The 16,435-nt window shown below is 39.6% G+C and carries 11 protein-coding genes; 2 read left to right on the top strand and 9 right to left on the bottom strand.

Going from position 1 to position 16,435, the window contains the following annotated elements:
* The first annotated feature begins 167 nt into the window (after positions 1–167).
* Positions 168–1,175 carry an isocitrate dehydrogenase gene (locus tag FM019_RS12935; protein ID WP_143836358.1) on the top strand — a complete coding sequence of 336 codons (1,008 nt, stop codon included), beginning with the start codon at positions 168–170 and terminating at the stop codon, positions 1,173–1,175.
* 601 nt (positions 1,176–1,776) lie between these two features.
* On the top strand, positions 1,777–2,100 hold the full coding sequence (locus FM019_RS12930) for a ComEA family DNA-binding protein (protein WP_143836357.1): 324 nt from the start codon (positions 1,777–1,779) through the stop codon (positions 2,098–2,100).
* 67 nt (positions 2,101–2,167) lie between these two features.
* On the opposite strand, the gene galU is transcribed toward FM019_RS12930, so the two are convergent.
* The 9 genes from galU to FM019_RS12885 form a co-directional block, all read right to left on the bottom strand.
* Positions 2,168–3,070: a UTP--glucose-1-phosphate uridylyltransferase GalU gene (galU, locus tag FM019_RS12925; protein WP_143836356.1), complete on the bottom strand. Its 903-nt coding sequence runs from the start codon at positions 3,068–3,070 to the stop codon at positions 2,168–2,170.
* Positions 3,057–4,412 carry a UDP-glucose dehydrogenase family protein gene (locus tag FM019_RS12920; RefSeq protein ID WP_143836355.1) on the bottom strand — a complete coding sequence of 452 codons (1,356 nt, stop codon included), beginning with the start codon at positions 4,410–4,412 and terminating at the stop codon, positions 3,057–3,059. The genes galU and FM019_RS12920 overlap by 14 nt, the downstream gene beginning before the upstream one ends.
* 86 nt (positions 4,413–4,498) lie before the next feature.
* Complete coding sequence (locus tag FM019_RS12915; protein ID WP_143836354.1) at positions 4,499–5,368, bottom strand: glycosyltransferase family 2 protein; 870 nt, start codon at positions 5,366–5,368, stop codon at positions 4,499–4,501.
* Entirely contained in the window at positions 5,365–6,279 is a 915-nt protein-coding gene (locus tag FM019_RS12910) for a glycosyltransferase (protein ID WP_313901696.1), read from the bottom strand. The genes FM019_RS12915 and FM019_RS12910 overlap by 4 nt, the downstream gene beginning before the upstream one ends.
* A gap of 11 nt (positions 6,280–6,290) precedes the next feature.
* The gene (locus FM019_RS12905) at positions 6,291–7,412 is read right to left on the bottom strand and encodes a glycosyltransferase family 2 protein (protein ID WP_143836353.1); all 1,122 of its coding nucleotides are present in this window, start codon (positions 7,410–7,412) and stop codon (positions 6,291–6,293) included.
* Positions 7,399–9,153 carry a glycosyltransferase family 2 protein gene (locus FM019_RS12900; protein WP_143836352.1) on the bottom strand — a complete coding sequence of 585 codons (1,755 nt, stop codon included), beginning with the start codon at positions 9,151–9,153 and terminating at the stop codon, positions 7,399–7,401. Before FM019_RS12900 ends, FM019_RS12905 begins: the two co-directional genes overlap by 14 nt.
* A 45-nt stretch (positions 9,154–9,198) precedes the next feature.
* Positions 9,199–12,267 carry a glycosyltransferase gene (locus FM019_RS12895; RefSeq protein WP_143836351.1) on the bottom strand — a complete coding sequence of 1,023 codons (3,069 nt, stop codon included), beginning with the start codon at positions 12,265–12,267 and terminating at the stop codon, positions 9,199–9,201.
* Between the two features lie 88 nt (positions 12,268–12,355).
* Positions 12,356–14,017: a hypothetical protein gene (locus FM019_RS12890; protein WP_143836350.1), complete on the bottom strand. Its 1,662-nt coding sequence runs from the start codon at positions 14,015–14,017 to the stop codon at positions 12,356–12,358.
* 104 nt (positions 14,018–14,121) lie between these two features.
* The gene (locus tag FM019_RS12885) at positions 14,122–16,215 is read right to left on the bottom strand and encodes a glycosyltransferase family A protein (protein WP_143836349.1); all 2,094 of its coding nucleotides are present in this window, start codon (positions 16,213–16,215) and stop codon (positions 14,122–14,124) included.
* Between the last annotated feature and the right edge of the window lie 220 nt (positions 16,216–16,435).

Genomic DNA, 16,435 nt, shown 5'->3' with positions numbered 1-16,435 from the left:
AATTGGCTTATAAAAGCGCCAAACACCACATAGTTAAAGGCTTAACCGTAGTAAAACGGCGCAAAAAATGGTATAAAGCCGCCCATCTTTAAAGACTCCGTTCACGGTAAATTTGTGCAAGGCAACCTATTCGCCTTGGCCGTCGAACTCGCTATTAGGAAATCACTATGTCCCAACAAAGAATTACCGTTATCAAAGGTGACGGCATTGGCCCAGATATTGTCGATGCAGCACTGCAAATCCTCGACAAAGTCGGTTGCAACTTCGAATATGACTTCGCAGACGCCGGGCTGATGGCACTAGAAAATCATGGTGAGCTATTACCTCAAGAAACATTAGATCTGATCGCTAAAAACAAAGTGACCTTGAAAGGCCCTCTAACTACCCCTGTGGGCGAAGGCTTTACGTCAATCAATGTAAGTTTACGTAAACGTTTTGAATTGTATGCAAACCTGCGCCCTGTATTGTCGTTTAAAGGCACTAAAGCACGTTATGAAGACATCGATATCATAACAGTGCGTGAAAACACCCAAGGCATGTACTCCGGCCTCGGTCAGGTAGTGTCAGATGATGGCAGCGAAGCGGAAGCCATGAGCAAAATCACCCGTGATGGCGCTGAGGCTATTGTTACATTTGCCTACGAGCTTGCCCGTCGTGAAGGCCGTAAGAAAGTTACAGCCGTCCACAAAGCTAATATTCTGAAATCCACTTCTGGTTTGTTTTTAAAAGTTGCCCGTGAAATCGGTGAAAAATATCCAGATATCGAATCGACTGAAATGATTGTTGATAATACATGTATGCAGTTGGTTATGAACCCACATCAGTTTGATGTGATCGTGACCACAAACTTGTTTGGTGACATACTATCCGACCTCTGTGCAGGCCTTGTAGGCGGTTTAGGTATGGCACCCGGTGCAAACATAGGTAAAGACTGTGCAATCTTTGAGGCAGTGCATGGCTCGGCCCCAGATATCGCCGGTAAAAATCTGGCTAACCCCACTTCTGTCATTCTTGCGTCGGTTCAAATGCTAGAATACCTAGATATGAGTGACAAAGCTGACAATATCCGACAAGCACTTAAAGAAGTCATCGAATCGGGTGATCGCACAACACGCGACCTTGGTGGAGAACACGGCACCACTGACTTCACCCAAGCGGTACTTGATAGACTATAAGTTTACTGAGTCTAGTATGGCTAGAAAGGAGCACATGGTGCTCCTTTTTTATTGCTGATACTTAGCATGTCATTCCCAAAACTCATGTGAATACAACGTCATACACACCATAAATATTACGTCATACCCGCGCGCACTTGGCGGGTACCCCCCAATTCATTAGTCGCATTTTGAATGATCCTCGCCCAAGAGCGTCGCGAGGATGACGTCCCTCGCGTTCAAAATTCCACGTCAACAAGTCCAAAAAAATACGTCTTACCCGCGCGCACTTGGCGGGTACCCCCCAACTTATTAGTCGCATTTTGAAAGATCCTCGCCCAAGAGCGTCGCGAGGATGACGTCCCTCGCGTTCAAAATTCCACGTCAACAAGTCCAAAAAAATACGTCTTACCCGCGCGCACTTGGCGGGTACCCCCAATTCATTAGTCGCATGACGTGTGTAAATGAACCAACGTGAGAATGACGTGGGCAGACGAATCAACGGGAAGAAGACGTATGTGACTACCTACCCAAAAACTAGACTTTACAAACTGTCACCCTAATCCTACTTTTATATCGTGCACAAATCGCACACAAGGAATGAAACACAACAAGGAAATTTATGATGAAAAAGTTCTTACCCACTCTGATTATTGGAGCAGCCATTTTTGCTGCTGGAGCTCCACAGTTACACGCCAAATCACTTGATCAAAAAATTGAAACCGCCAAACAACAACAGGCGGCCGCAGCGCAAAAAATCAACGTCAACACAGCCAGTGCGGGCGAGTTACAGCAACTGCCGGGAATCGGCGCAAAAAAAGCATCTGACATCGTCGCCTATCGCAAAGCCAACGGCAAATTCGCAAGCCTACAAGACTTAACTAACGTGAGAGGCGTGGGTGATAAAATGGTCGAAAAATTGAAAGAAAAGATAGTAGTGAAGTGAAGGTTTTTATCTAAACCTAAAATAAAAAGGCACCGCAAGGTGCCTTCAATAAATAGTCATATCGCTGTTAACCTTGCTGTTGAACAAGACCTTTAAGGTAATCTAAGAATTCGTCTTTTAACTCTTTATGGCGCAACGCGTATTCAACATTCGCTTTCATGTAACCCAGCTTGCTACCACAATCATGACTCTTACCCGTCATATAGTACGCATCGACTTGCTCTTCACTCATCAATGCAACAATAGCATCCGTCAACTGAATTTCACCTCCCGCACCCGGAGGAGTAAACTCTAGCGCATCCCAAATTCTTTCTGAAAGTACATATCGTCCTACTACGGCCAGATTTGAAGGTGCTTCATCAACAGGAGGTTTCTCTACCATCTGATAGATCTTGGCTGATTCACCTTCACCTAATGCTTTACCTTCCAGATCTACAACACCGTAACTGCTAACTTCTTTTTCCGGAACTTCTTCCACCATGATTTGACTGACACGACTGGTATTAAAAGTGGCCACCATATCAGCTAGATTGTCTTTTTTAGGGTTACATGCGGCGTCGTCAATAATCACATCGGGCAATACAACTGCAAAAGGGTCATCCCCCACCATCGGCCGTGCACATAAAATGGCATGTCCAAGTCCTTTTGCTACACCTTGTCTAACGTGCATAATCGTCACGTCTTTAGGACAAATCGCTTGAACGTCCTCTAAAAGCTGACGCTTAACGCGCTTTTCTAACGTTGCTTCTAATTCAAAACTTGTATCAAAATGGTTTTCAATACTATTTTTACTAGCATGGGTTACCAAAATAATTTCTTTGATCCCCGCAGCAACACACTCAGCTACAACATACTGGATAAGCGGTTTATCTACTACTGGCAACATCTCTTTAGGGATTGCCTTAGTTGCGGGTAACATCCTCGTTCCCAACCCTGCTACAGGAATAACCGCTTTTTTAACTTGACTCATTTTTCACTTCCTTAACTGATAATCCTCGACCTATCGCATAATAATGCAAGCCGTATTCCTTCATTAGCTCTGGTTCAAATAAATTTCGCCCATCGAACAGAACAGGATGCGTAAGTTTCTGTTTGATCAAATCAAAATCAGGCGCTCTAAATGCTTGCCATTCAGTACAGATTACCAGCACATCGGCACCATCAAGAGCCGCCTCTTTAGTGCCCATCAGTTTCAATTCGGGCCGGGTACCATAAATGCGCTGAGTTTCTTCCATAGCCTCAGGATCGTAGGCTTGGACTGATGCGCCAGCATCCCACAAACTCTCCATTAAAACGCGACTAGAAGCTTCGCGCATATCATCAGTATTAGGTTTAAAAGATAATCCCCATAATGCAACAGTCTTGCCGGTAAGCTCACCATTAAAGTGCGAAGAAATATAACCAAACAATTTTTCTTTTTGTTGGTAGTTAACCGCTTCCACAGAATTTAATATTTTTGCATCGTAGCCCGCTTCAGTTGCACTACGAGCGAGCGCTTGCACATCTTTGGGGAAACATGAACCACCGTATCCACATCCTGGATAAATAAATTGATAGCCAATTCGAGGGTCAGAACCAATACCCAAACGAACATTTTCTATATCAGCGCCAAATATCTCCGCCAGATTAGACATTTCGTTCATAAAGCTTATTTTGGTCGCCAACATGCAATTTGCTGCGTATTTGGTTAGCTCTGCACTGCGAATATCCATTACAATGATTTTGTCATGGTTGCGGTTGAATGGCGCATAAAGCTCACGCAGTTTCTTCTCAGCAGATTCACTATTAGTACCGATAATAATCCTATCTGGACGCATGCAGTCGTTAACAGCTGCCCCTTCTTTTAGGAATTCAGGATTGGAAACTACATCAAAAGTCAGATCTTTATTGAGGTCAGAAAGCGTCGAAGAAATTTTTGCAGTGACTTTGTCTGCAGTTCCAACAGGAACGGTTGACTTGTTAATCACAATTTTGTGGCTGGGCATAAATTCAGCGATTGTATTCGCAACAGCCAATACGTATTTTAGATCTGCGGAGCCGTCTTCATCCGGAGGCGTACCTACGGCAATAAAAATGACGTCGCCATGTTCAACGCCCATTTTTGCGTCAGTAGTGAATTTAACCCGTCCTGCTTCAAAATTAGATTTTACCAGAGGTGTCAATCCCGGTTCATAGATCGGAATAAGGCCCTTTTCCAGGTTTTCAACTTTTTCCTGATCGACGTCGATACATACCACATCATGCCCAACCTCAGCGAGCACCGCTGCTTGAACCAACCCCACGTAGCCGATTCCAAATACGGTAACTTTCATTTTACCTGTTTCCTTCCAATTGATTCGAAGTTTAACCAAAAATTTAGTATTGGTTTCTAATCTACAATAATACTTTCCTAAGGACTTTACTCCCAATTGTCCCGATAGGAACCTTGTCGGTTGCAAATTCCATCCCAAAGTCCGCACAACATGAATTTTAGTCTCTCGATTCTGTTGTTTTGCAATACGCAATTAGCAAAAAATCTGATAGGTATCACACACAAGTTTCGAAACTTCCAATAACCAGGTACATAATCCCTTCGAGAAAGAACCAAAATGTTTCTGAATTGGTAGTAAAGCCTGACTGGTGTACCAACTTTGTATGTAATGCCAGCAAATTTGCCGCGAGAATCTCCTAACCTATGGACCATTTCGACTTTGTCAGCAATAGCCACCAACAAATTGTGGGTCCTCGCACGCCAACACCATTCATGATCTACACCATCAATGAATAGTTGCTCATCTTTCATACCAATGCTGTCCAATGCCGCCAGGTCAATCATCATTCCCGACGATATAATTTGCGTCACACACACTAAATCGTCATACGCTGCAATCTCCTTTTGTACTCTTGGCTTTATGGTTTTTTCAGAGAAAGAGCATAAGATACGTGGACCAATTGCAACCACAGGTCTTTTTTGGATTTTTGATGCTACAAGCAGGGAAGAAAGTCTGAATGCAAAATCACTATCAACAGAGCTATCTTGGTCAAGCAGTAAACCATATATACAGCCAGCTTGTCGTAAGTCATTTAGTCCAACATTATGGGCGGCAGCAATACCTATGTTATTTGGAAAATGATGGTAATGCATTGATTCAGTTTTTAAATCAATTTCAGTTGCTTTTGGCGAGTTATCAATGATACTCAACACATCGACCTGTTGAACGACTGTTTTTAATAATTGTTCAGTAACGAACATATCAGGTTTGTAAAGTATTATTGTTGCGCCAATCACTCGTGTCTTACCCGTTTATTTAACATATATCTGTCTACTTTATAAGCCAGCTTCACAAATTTCGAAGGCATTAGTCTGAGAATTAAAACACAAAGGGCATAGACTATATTGCTGAGATTCATTTTGTTCAACACCTTCATCGCGTAAATCCTTGCCTTAAACTCATTCAAAGATTTTGAAAAACCTCTTCTCTTGTAAAAATCATTTACGCGACGAAATTTTAGTAGCTTTTCTTTCGAGTTTGCAAACTTAATTCCAGAGGCAGCAAGCTCTATCCAAAAAAAATAGTCCTGTGTATTTTTTAAATGTTCTTTGTATCGGAACCCCATTTTAAAAATCTCGAATCGCAGAGCAACTGTAGGATGATTCAGCGAACACCTTTTTGGCAGAAAGCGGACAATTTCTCTATGTTTTAAAGGCAAAATCCTCTTGCCGACCTTTTCACCGAGTTCATTGATTTCAATTAGAGATGACCCTAGAACCGATATATCAAGATTTTTCTGCAAAAAATCTACTTGATACTTAATTCTTCTCAACTCAGATATGTCATCAGAGTCCATTCTAAAGAAATACTTAAAATCACACTCGATGAAATACTCTATCAAGAAGTTCATACAACTACTTAGCCCGCAATTATACTCTCTTTCGAAAACAATTACGTTCTTTTGTGATGTCGGTAATCGAAATAAATAATCAGAGATTTCTTTACTAACTGGTCCATCTATCACTATAGCAAAAACGAGGTTTTGATATGTTTGATTAACGATACTCTCGACTGCATCTTGCAGCCAGGATAAGCGATCCAGCGCATGTACAGACATACCAACCAAAACGTCAGCTTTTCTGTCATTCGGATTTAGTTCGCTCTTAATAACTTTTTTTAAAGACACTAATTTTTTACCATGTGCCAAGTGTTACATTTTCATAATAGATCATGTCTTTTTTTAAAGTGCTCGTGGGCATCAACAACATCACTTAGTGTCACTCTATTAAGTATTTTTTTGAATATGGGGGCCAGTTCTTTTGGAGCAGAGTTAATTAATTCAATCAATTCTTTCCTTTTTTGTTGGACAAAAGGCTTCGCTGTCTCAATTTCCACCAGTAGATCATACTGAACAAGGAACTTTTCCAGGTTTGACCGATACCTTTCCAACTGCCCTTTTTCAAACCTTAGTTTAACAGATGCATATCTAGGTACGTAGCCCCCCCGATTGGTTTTCAAAATATCTGCAAACTGTCGGTTCTGTATCGGCCTTCCTCGCAATAGCAACGCCACATATTCTTCTTGACTTCGATACATCCTGTGCAAAACAAAACTTGGTTTAACGTCACTTATATCTTTGCCATATCTAATTTTTGCGTAATTGTCCCTAGCAACCGAAAAATTGCTACCATCTGCAAGACTATACTTCGCTTTGTAGGCATATACATTATGTGGGTTGATTGCTTCAGGTATGACATGAGTCCCAACAGCTGATTTCACGTGATTTCCTTTTACACCTTCAATATTACTTTGCAAAGCAGGTAAAAAAGACTCGTTCTCATTACAGCGATTGACCCATTCAAAACAAACCACATCTGCATCAACGTTTTGAAGATGTTGATGTATATTTGAGTCGAGATTTTTTGGTGTCCAAAACTCATCTATATCTAAAAAAAACACATGAGAGAACTTTTGCTCGCGACTCCGCTTTAATTCGTGACGATATATTTCAACTTGAGGAGCGTCTATCGAAGGTTTAAAGAAAACGTCTCCATTTAGAAATTCTACCTTGTCATTTGATGCCAATTTTGCAGAAATTTGCTCGGTATTGTCGTCTGTATTATTAACGTATACGCTAATGTGATCGAATCCAAACGATAAGTGATGAGCCAACCACTCTGGTAGGTAACATGCCTCATTTTTTGCAATTGCCACTATCTTTACTTTAAGATGACGGCGACGTATCAACCTATGAGTATAAAACCATTCTAGCTCTCTACCAAACCGATGAAAAAAAACCCTTAAGTTGTTGATTTTTAATAATTTTTTAATATTTTTCACGTATTATATCTTTAATGGCAAAATTTTCACGCTTTAGGGTCAAAGCAGGGTTATAACAAGGATCATCGTCAATATACGTTTTCCATTTTTTCTGGATGAAACTGAGTTCCCTTTTAAAACGTTCTCGTTTCATAGGTTCAATATCAAGGCCTCTAGAGACAGACTCGTGATGATACAGTACTGACTCGGCACAGTATATATTCCTTAAACCTCTTTGCGCTAACTTCAAACAAAAGTCGACATCATTGAAAGCAACCTGCAAGTTTTTTTCATCCAATCCCCCAATTTGTAAATAGTCAGTTTTTCGAACAACTAGGCAAGCAGCAGTTACTGCACTGAAAGAACCAGTGGCTTCGAGGCGAGATAAATATCCTGAATGGTCATGTGGGAAGTATTTGTGAGCATGCCCAGCGCCGCCTCCATAACCCAAAACTACGCCCGCATGTTGAACTCTATTGTCTGAGTAGAGTAGCTTTGCTCCAACGCACCCAACTCCCTCTTGCATCAAATGAGAAATCATCGCACATAGCCAATTTGCGCTAACAACTTCTATATCATTGTTTATTAATCCAATAATTTCACCTTTTGCATGCTTCACTGCAAAATTATTGATAGCAGAATAATTGAAAGGAAACGGGTATTTTAGCAGTCTTACCTTTTCAATTTTTGATAACTCGTCAAAGTACGCTAACGCTTCCGGATCATCTGAATTGTTGTCAACTAGCAATACTTCGAGTTCCTCGTATATAGTTTTGTCCAAAATAGAGGATATACATGCCTCAACAAGATCTTTGCCATTGAAAGTAGGGATAACAAGAGTCACCAACGGCTTCTTCTCTAATTTTCGCTCTACACTGTAATATCCCGATTTGTGCCATTTGACTGAGTACTTTGAGATCTTTTCTTTTAACTCTTCGCCGTCGAGATGCCGTTTTAAAGTTAGCTTGTTCTGAACTGGTTCAGATACAACTGCATGTGGGACCCGGTCCAGTTTCAGGGGATTGCTTTCAAGCGCTAATGAACACATAAAAGAAGTTATTCCTCCTGAATACAAACAGTTAAATAGCTCTTTGTTCTTCAGAACATTTGAACACTTTAACAATACCCCGGTTCTTATATAGCCAGTCGAGAGCTGTAGTTCTGGATCCCATTTAGGATAGAAACGTGGTGAACAATACTCGTCGTTTTTCTTATAATAATCTGTATCGAAGTAACAGATATCAGTGGCAGTATTGGTAAAAGTATTTGCGGCTTTGACTAGTTGGCTGTTTACAATATCTCCACAATTTATCAAGAGAACGCTATTCTCAATATTGAATTGATCTAGAAGAGAGATACTTGGAATTGATGGAAATTTGTTTTTAATTTCCAGGGTTCGATCTTCACATTTTTTTTGTAAAAAAAATGCAGATAGACTCATTTTTGCAACACGAAGCGACTCTATAGTTCTTTCGATTTTTTCCAAATCCCACTTTTCCAAAATTAAAATTACTGAGATTTCAGCAAATCGCTCTTTGGGTTTCTGTTTTTCGACCCACTTGACACGCTCCATACGATATTTTCGGTATAGTTTCTCGATTTGGGATTCTGTGGGATAACCAAAGAACATCCCTGAATTTCTCAACGAACGTGCGTACCACTCATGAATAAGAGCATGATTTTTTAGCGGCTTTTTCACTACTTCTGGAATTATTGACACCAAAACTTTTAAAGTTTTGATTGCTATACTTTTTAACACCATTTTTTCTCAATTTTGTAAGTTATTTGAACATCGCATTTAGGGTGCTTAGGGGAGCAATTCTTCAAGAACAACAGAGACTCTCTCAACAAACCGTTCGTGCGAAAAACTAGAATTCGCTATTTGAACCGCTCTTTCACCCATACTTGAGCGTAAAGCACTATCTAGTGCTAGCTTTTTGGCCATCACAAATAAATCAGATTCGCTTCTAAACGGTACTAAAAATCCGCTCTTGTTATGCTCTACTAAATTCACCAAAGCACCATGGGAATAACAAAGAGTGGGGAGGCCAAATGCCATTCCCTCTAGAATTGTGCGCCCGAAGGATTCTTGGAAGTGCGAGAGATTGACGATAACGTCAATTTTATCATACAGTTGCTCAGGATCATCTATATAAGGTTCAATGTCGACTAAAGTGTGCAAGCCTTTTTCTTTCTCTCTAGCGATTTTTTTTGTCAACGGTGTGGTTGGACCGAATAATTTGAATCTTGCATTGAGTATGTCTGCTTTTTCAAATAAACCCGCGAGATTGACAAAATCAACTACACCTTTCTTCGGTAAGTTACTGCTAACTAATCCAAAAAATAGAACATTGTTGTTGGGCCCAGCTGCGAGATCGTTTTTTTCATTTTTGTATTCAAAAGAAAAGCAGTTTGGAATAACGCTTATTCGCTTTGCATCCGGATTGGTTAAGACCGTCAACAACTCCGCTTTCATTTGATTGGAGTTTGCGATCAAGTGATTTGAATTCGTTGACACACGATCATAAGCTTCCTTTGCCGACGCCCCCAACGTTTTCAATAAACTATCATCTGCGCTGAGAAGTTCTCTCACATGAGTTATGATTGGAATTTTCAAATTACGACAAGCCGAATATATTGAATTGTGTACTAGTGTATTTAGGTAAATCAAGTCGACCTGATATTTTTCTATCGCAGTTAAAAATAGTTTTTCTGTGTGCTTAAATATGTTCGCTCCAGATTGCCACCAAGGATCGTTAATAATTACGAATGCTTGACAATATTCTTTCAAGCACTCTATGTAATGCAAATTCTCAGCGCTTGGCAAGCTAATAACGAGATTGTAGTTAAGTTTTGCTATTGCTTTAGCAATATCTAGTAGACTTTTTTCAGCACCAAATAAAGTCATTCCTGAGGCATGACCACACAGCAGAATGGTAGGATTATTACTTTTCAAAGCACGCCCTTCAAATGTGGGGAATGATTCAATGAGTTGCTGGTTTGCTAAAGGAGAAAAAACTTCAGAGATACTGATGTCTGACTCTTTATCACCTCTCGTCAAATGAATGTTAACAAACCAAGAGACAGAAAATTTGGGAGATGGGTCAAATAAATTTCTGAAGCCTTCATTAATATAATGTTCCAATGGGTCTGCAAGCTCCTCTTGCAGAAAAGCATACTTTCTTACATACCAAATTGGATCCCACATACCGCTATACCTTATTAAGTCAGCATCACATAGGTATTCTGAGGTTTTCTGTGTTAAACCTAGTGACATCTCATATGGAATAGGGAAAGGGCGTCTCTCACTAAATTCAGATAAGTATGGAGTCGAGTTTTCATTGTGCCACTGCTTGGCGCTGTCCAGGTAGTCTTTACGATTACCCTGAAACTGAGATATCAAGTGAGAAGCTTCAAGATTAGTCAATGAGTTTTTATTTATCAATCCGAATGAGAGAGGGATACCACTTAAAACCTCTACAATCGATTTACCTCCGTAAGCTTTTAAAATTCGGTAATAATACTCAGTATCAGCCCCAAATTTAACAGAATCCCAAACGCCCAGTTTACTCAATACTTCTCGCTTTATCATAAGAGACGAAACGTTTCTATGAACAAGCGAATTGTCAGGCCTCCAATAATCAAAGAACAATGATTGTGTGCATCTAACCCAATGAGAAACACTGGCTTTTGCTTCGCAATTTACAAGTGCTAAGGCTTGCTTTTCAATTTTCTGACAATGTGACCAATCGTCAGAATCATGCACCGTAATGAAATCCCCAGAGGACTCTCTAACTCCTCGATTTCGTGCATGGTAAGCACCTTTATTTTTTATTTGCTTAATAACTCTAAACTTTTCATTGGCAGCACTCTTATTCAGTTCTAGCCATCTATTAACTTTTAATAAAGTATCGTCATCGCTGCAATCGTCGACGATTAAAACTTCAATATTTTTCCAAGTTTGATTCAATATACAGCTCAACGTTCGCTCAATGTACGGCGATGCATTGTATGTAGGAACAATAATAGAAACTTTTATGCCATGATTAATCAATTCCCCTGAACTATATAGATCGTCCATTGAATATATATTGTTGCAATTGTCAGTATACCTGATCTTTTCAAGACCATGTTTTTTAAACACCTGATTCAAAACATCTACTTTTTTTCTGTTTTGGCAATGATCAAAGCTAGCCGAACTGTTAAGCAAATTAAATTCGAGAAGGCAGAAGTCTGCAGCGTTTGACTGTGCGCTCTTAAAAGACACAATCTCCTTTTGAGCGTCACTTTTTTGGTTGCAGCGAATTAGCAACTGACAAAACAACACGTTAAGACCATTATTTGAAAAATGGCTCCTCGCGTTATTCGCAAGCTCGCAATATATCAAAGATTCGCTGAAGTCTCCCAAATAATAATACCAGCGACTTAAAGCCCAGCAGGCATAACAGTATTCCAATTCACTAGTTCGAAGTTTTATGAGTGTTTTAAGTTTAGGTATCATGATCGAATGATTCCCCGACCAAAGATGATGTTCATATGCTAACGCAACATTTTTTCTAGGAAGCCTGCCTTCTTTAACTCCATATTTTAAATAGTGCAAAAGAGGATTAATTCCGGCTTGATAAACATCTTCGTACTTACCAAGGTAGTGGGTACCGTCAAACTCTTGACTTGTCTTCATTGGCCAGAGTGTTTTATTTTTCAAGTAGATTTTAAGCATTTCCTCTCTTGTAGAGTTCTGAGGAAATTCAGCGCTTAGTTTAGTATATGACTCGTCAAATAGAGCACTATCAGCTAGGATTTGGTACTCTTCTTTGGAATACCCAATAACGAGTTTATTGAGCTTTTTAAAAAGCAAAAATATATTTTTTATCAATGCTTAAAAACCTTCTGCTGGTATACATTCTAACCTATAATCGATATAGGTGGAAAAGTTCCGCTACTTTATTGACCAATAGGAGGCATCAATATTCAACAATCGACTGCCACTGTTTGGCAACTTTTTCAATCGTGTGACCGCTCAAACTCTCAATACACCGTCTCTTTAGTGCATCGTAAAACTCCACATCTATTGAGAGTTTTAATAAAAGTTCTGTCGCCTCACCCAAGTTATTGTATTGACCTAAAACTGGAACAAAACTGCAGCAATCCGAATACTCCCAAGTAACAACAGCTAGATTCTCGCTAATCGCTGCGGCAATTCCTTGTCCCCCACCAGTTACGCCAGGGACATTAAATACACAGTCAAGGTCTCTGTAAAATCCTCTTAAATTTTTGACAAAGGGTTTACAAAGTAACTTTCCTTGATTGGCAAGCCCCATTAAAATAGGTGATAGCGACAATAATTCATCTATCTTGTTTTCCCCGACGAGAACCCACCGCAGATTGCAGTTTGTCTGAAACATGTTCTGAATTGTCTGGAAATCTGATTCTGTAAACTTTTGGAATGCTTGTAGCAAGCGTCCCCCTCCTAAAACAGAACAAATAATAAACTGCTTTTCACTACCCCTAACTGACTCACCTTCATAAACCGCCGTATTGTGAAATACATCTACAACTACCGGAACTTTAAAAATACGATTGTCGTCTACACCTGATTTTCGTAGTTTTCTGTAATAGGCATCTTTTGTGCTTACTACGGTGTCATAGTTTTTCTTGGGGATATGTTTAATACTCGTCGGCAGGAACACAGTCTTGTATTTTAGACAAATTAATGCTCTGGCTACGTAGCTCTCATATACACCACTAAGGAAAACAACCAATGTTGGTTCTTGCTTAGTAATCCAATTAAACATTTTTTCCATATAGCTTTTTTTACAAATCACTTGGCCACCGTGGAGTGCCTCAGGAAAAATCGAACCAGGATTTACGTTAACCTGCTTCCACTTTTCAGTATGAAACCGTGACCTTGCTTTATCGTAAACGCCAAAATTGCCCCATGGTGTCACTAATGCATCCTCAGGTGAAAGTGCCAATTTCACATTTATGTGAGGGGCTTCATAGGTCAGAGCTCTAGCGACATTGAGCAACACATTAAAATGCGTATTTTTTTGATCAGGAAATGGACGACTTGCTACAAAGACAATAGTTGTTTTTTTCTCTGGTTCAAAAGCTTTTTCTGACTTAACTTTAGAGAATATCCATTTTAAAAGCGGTGTGTAGAAGTTTATCTTTTCTGGCTTGTGAGAAACACACATTTTGTCTATTACAATTTCCGCTTTGGCTCTTATTTTTTTTAATCCCCTCACATGATTGAATAGTGGAATTCCAACCCTTCTGCCACGGATAATAATTGATCCCCTGCATATCGAGTACATTTCCAACGGCCATTTAAGATCAGAATTTTGATAGCCGGACTCAATCAGCTCACAAGCAAACTTAACCCATCTCTTTTTTTCTCCATCTCCCTCTAGTATGGCTAAAATAGAAAGCTTAGTAGAGACCGATTCTTCCCAACTTGAAAATATTGACATGAGCAGCATTTGCGTAAACTTTCTGCATTCTCCATGCTTAGCGATGCTCTTCAGGTAGTCGTCGAATCTAATTGGATCAAAGTTGTCTAGTGACAACTGACAAAGTAGTTCAAACACCATTTCGAGAGAAAGCGACTCGTCGCTAGCTTCCATATTGCTATCTCCAAGCGATACGGAAACGTATGAAGGAAGGGATTTGGGATAGGGAGGTATATCGCAGGAACCAACTAATTCAAAAAATTTACTCCTTTCCATTATTATTGTTTAGCCTCTTTTTCATCCGTGATTTTTGAAATAATTTGAGTAGCCTCTGAGGCAAGAACGTAGCGGGCATGCTGTCCAAAAGCGTTATGCAAGAATGCGTCAAATTTTGATTCGTATCCATCACCTTTCAATACAATAGATTCATTGTTTCCAATAACCTCTGGGAAGCTATCGACGGGAAACTCCAACAATTTATGATTTGCAGTAATAACAAGGCTTGTTTTAACTTTCTCTCCAGCGACTACAGGGAAAGTCGTATCGTTTAATAAAGCTTTAAAGTAGCTTGCATGAAGTTGCGACGGTTTTTTGTTAAAGTCAGGCCAGTGAAACATTGCGACTTTAAAGCGGTTTTTAGCGAGGTTATCAACAAATTCAAACAAGTGATGACTCATTTCTTCATCCGAAAAATCAGAAACCAAAAGCACATCAGCAAGCATAGTATCAACGTTATTCCTCGTCATTTTCTGAGGAAAAGAAGGGTAAACAAGTTCCTTAAAATCTTTATTGGAAGCAGCGTAATCAGCGTGGGTCCATTTACAGGCTGCCCGATAAATATGACGAAGACCAAAGTAAACAGTTTTCACATGAGTAACTTTATTCCTTGTAAGTGATGCATCATCATCAAGAGCGAACGCGAAGGGAATCTTTTGGTCGCTTAGTTGGTATGAGTCGTCCCCATAGAAACTTTTCATTCTCCAAATGAATTCTGTATCACCTCCAACCCTCACATCATTCCAACCGCCTAAATCCTCATAGACTTTTTTTCTAAACATAAAGGATGAATGACTCCAATGCGTAAGTGAGTCATTAGGCCTCCAATTCTGGGTAAAAAACATATTCTCATTGGCTCGAATCCAATGGAGACACATTCCCATTTTTTGAGGGTTTGCTTCAAAAAATTTAACTTGTGTTTCGAGTTTTTGTGGGTGGGACCAATCGTCACTGTCGTGAGTCGTTATAAGTTCTCCAGTACATATCTCAAGAGCAAGATTTCTAGCTGCGTATGCTCCTTTGTTCTCGTTTTGCCTAACAGCGACTATACGGCCATCTAAACTTTGGAAATGTTGACAAATTTCAAAAGTTGAATCTGTAGAACAATCATCGACAACAATTACCTCGATGTTTCGCCAAGTCTGATTGATGAGAGATTCTAAAACGACCTTAATACGTTCTTCAGCGTTAAAAGCAGGTATAATCACTGAGACTTTAGTTTCGCTACTGATTCTTTTCTCTGTCGAGCAACAGAGATTGCTGATACTCAGCGGAAGTCGTTCATTTTTTTTCTCTATACTTGACAAATTGTAAGCGTTCAGAGCTTGATTGATAAGCGCTAATCGCTTTGCGTCATCATCAATGTATGCATTTGAAAGTGCAAACAGCGCGTCAACCGATTTTGGATTAATTTTCAAATATTTTTTTAATATTCGACTGGCCTTATCAGGATATCCCGTATAGAAATGGCAAAATGCCTTCAAATAAACTGACTCGATGATCAATTGGTTATTAGGATAAACTCTATCCATTGTATCCGCCATCGACATAGCTTTTTCAAAGTCGCCATGAAAGTACCACCATCGAGCTATATGCCAGGCGGCCAACCAACGTTCAGAACTTTTGACTCCATGATTTTCAACAATTTCATTGAGCTTTTTGAGAGCGTGTTGCGACAAACCGCCCCACAAATGAGCTGACAACCGCCGTCGGATCTGCCACTGTTTAGAGACTTTTGGATCAAGGTGAACGTTTTTACTTGGTTCACGACCTTCATGAATTCCGTGTTGAATATAGTGCAAAAGTGGATTTACACCAGCTTTTTTCACATCACTGTTTTTGGATAAGTACCATACAGTATTGAACCAAGGAGACGGATCGCGCCCCTCTTCGGCACCAAACTTTAGATAATGCTCCTGCGGATTCTGAGACCAATAAATGCTCTCAGAAACGTCATTATATTTAGCCTTATACCATGTTGCATCAAAGTGCCCACTGTGCTTTATCATTTCAACTAAAAATTCGTTTTCGTTTTTCTTCTTACTTCTTTTAATAGTTGTGTTTTTAATAAAGTCTTTAATTTTCTTAATTACCATTTAACACTTTTCTTCCACTTTCTAAATATAGGATTTTAAAACCAAATAACTTAAGGGTATGATACATCATATGCAATCTGTCATACAGAAAGAAAACAACTCACTTTTGCTACTTGTGCAAATTTTAAGGTAACTTATTCATTAAGCAGTAGTACAAATGTAAGGAAGAAAACCATAGGCGCGTTATGCATGCATCAAATCTATACTTGGTCACCCGATA

It is taken from the genome of Aliiglaciecola sp. M165 (assembly GCF_007197995.1).
In the GTDB taxonomy this organism is placed as follows: domain Bacteria; phylum Pseudomonadota; class Gammaproteobacteria; order Enterobacterales; family Alteromonadaceae; genus Aliiglaciecola.
This window is presented reverse-complemented; position numbering and strand designations above follow the sequence as displayed.

What these genes read in the sequence shown, in the direction of transcription:
- FM019_RS12935 (WP_143836358.1), top strand. Translation starts at nt 168, where the DNA reads ATGTCCCAACAAAGAATTACCGTTATCAAAGGTGACGGCATTGGCCCA.
- FM019_RS12930 (WP_143836357.1), top strand. Translation starts at nt 1,777, where the DNA reads ATGATGAAAAAGTTCTTACCCACTCTGATTATTGGAGCAGCCATTTTT.
- galU (WP_143836356.1), bottom strand. Translation starts at nt 3,070, where the DNA reads ATGAGTCAAGTTAAAAAAGCGGTTATTCCTGTAGCAGGGTTGGGAACG.
- FM019_RS12920 (WP_143836355.1), bottom strand. Translation starts at nt 4,412, where the DNA reads ATGAAAGTTACCGTATTTGGAATCGGCTACGTGGGGTTGGTTCAAGCA.
- FM019_RS12900 (WP_143836352.1), bottom strand. Translation starts at nt 9,153, where the DNA reads ATGGTGTTAAAAAGTATAGCAATCAAAACTTTAAAAGTTTTGGTGTCA.
- FM019_RS12890 (WP_143836350.1), bottom strand. Translation starts at nt 14,017, where the DNA reads ATGGAAGCTAGCGACGAGTCGCTTTCTCTCGAAATGGTGTTTGAACTA.
- FM019_RS12885 (WP_143836349.1), bottom strand. Translation starts at nt 16,215, where the DNA reads ATGGTAATTAAGAAAATTAAAGACTTTATTAAAAACACAACTATTAAA.